This is a genomic window from Salmonella sp. SAL04202 (assembly GCF_046550775.1).
In the GTDB taxonomy this organism is placed as follows: Bacteria; Pseudomonadota; Gammaproteobacteria; order Enterobacterales; family Enterobacteriaceae; genus Salmonella; species Salmonella enterica.
Genome location: NZ_JBGDXK010000019.1, coordinates 1 through 1,323, shown reverse-complemented (window position 1 = coordinate 1,323; position 1,323 = coordinate 1). Strand labels below are relative to the sequence as shown.

General features: G+C 43.8%; 3 protein-coding genes. 1 reads left to right on the top strand and 2 read right to left on the bottom strand.

All coding sequences use genetic code 11. The features are described from left to right. Positions 1 to 156: 156 nt before the first annotated feature. A complete protein-coding gene (locus tag ACLJQJ_RS23385) occupies positions 157 to 366 on the top strand; it encodes a SymE family type I addiction module toxin (protein WP_063809718.1) in 210 nt (69 codons plus the stop codon). Between the two features lie 57 nt (positions 367 to 423). On the opposite strand, the gene ACLJQJ_RS23380 is transcribed toward ACLJQJ_RS23385, so the two are convergent. Together ACLJQJ_RS23380 and ACLJQJ_RS23375 are read right to left on the bottom strand one after the other, a co-directional pair. Continuing rightward, complete coding sequence (locus tag ACLJQJ_RS23380) at positions 424 to 768, bottom strand: hypothetical protein (RefSeq protein ID WP_063809717.1); 345 nt, start codon at positions 766 to 768, stop codon at positions 424 to 426. A 15-nt stretch (positions 769 to 783) separates the two neighbouring features. Continuing rightward, positions 784 to 1,323: RHS repeat-associated core domain-containing protein (locus tag ACLJQJ_RS23375; protein ID WP_369527042.1), on the bottom strand; the 540-nt coding region annotated here is incomplete at its 5' end.

Sequence of the window (1,323 nt, the reverse complement as noted above, 5' to 3'; positions counted from 1 at the left end):
GCGTCCGCCCGTCCGGCATCTGCGTTTCTGTGCGGTTGCCCTGAACATCGTACCGGTGCTGCAGCACGCCCTGCGCCAGAAGTGTCCATTTCCAAAACCCAGCGCCGTTATCAGGTGGGCTACGTCAGCGTCCGCCACGAGAACAGCAAAACCCACATGACCACCTATTACTCACAAATCCCCAGCCTGCACCTTAAGGGTGACTGGCTGGAAGAAGCGGGATTTAAGACCGGGCGCGGCGTCACCGTGAAGATTTCACAGGGGTGTATTGTGCTGATGGCGGACAGTAACGAGGAGCAGAAGCTGCGCGAACAGCTTTACAAGGCTGAACAGGTGGTTAAGGGGATGCGGGACGTAATTGTTTAGTAAATTGAACGAAAGGTGAGCAAAAAAATGGGAGGAAAATTCCTCCCAATATTAGGACTATGTTCTAAATGTATCGTATTCTCGATAATAATTTATTTCGTCAATAAACCATTTATTATCATACCTACCATTCAACTTATTTTGAGCTATATAATTTAATGAACTGACTAGCATCCATCCTCTCAAATTTAATTCTTTAACAACAAGAGGCATTTCCATATCTTCTTCATCAAGATATATTTCTTCATCATTTAAATCTTGAATGTAGTCCCACGGAATGTAATAAAAATCTGTATTTTCCGGCTCACTACCCCATGAATTTAAATTTACATAAATCCATTCTCCTTGGTCTAAAAGAGAAAGGCTTGTTATTAACTCATCTATAGATTTATAGCTATTCATTGGCATCCTCGCAAATCACCTACAACCCGAACCACCGCCCCATGTCTTCCTTCCGCCATAGCCTTTAGGGTGATAGTCCAAATGTCTTGAGTTATGATCTGGCCCGTCAACTAACTGCAACAATCCACCAACTCGTTCATGATGATGCCACGTAGTTTCCCAGCCAATTCCAGTTGGTGCTTTCCTTGGAAACGCACCACGTTTACCAGGCGAGACTTTCTCAAAAATTCCCGGATATTTACCTTCAAGAGTAGCTTTAAATTGAGGATCATTTTTCATTTGATAATAAAGCTGTCGATTAGCTTCTTGGAAATGTTTCCCATCACTCATACGATACATATCGCTTGGCAATCGAGCTTCGCCGTAAACATCATATACTCCAGGGTTATTTGTACTTGCCAACCCTAACGGATCGATCCAGCTTATCGGATTAGGCGCATACTGATAAAGATTTATCCCGCCCCGGATCGAAATAGGGTCGCCCGATATAAACTTCCCGATATCCGGATCATAAAATCTGTACAAATTGTAATGCAGCCCCGTTTCCCTGTCCAG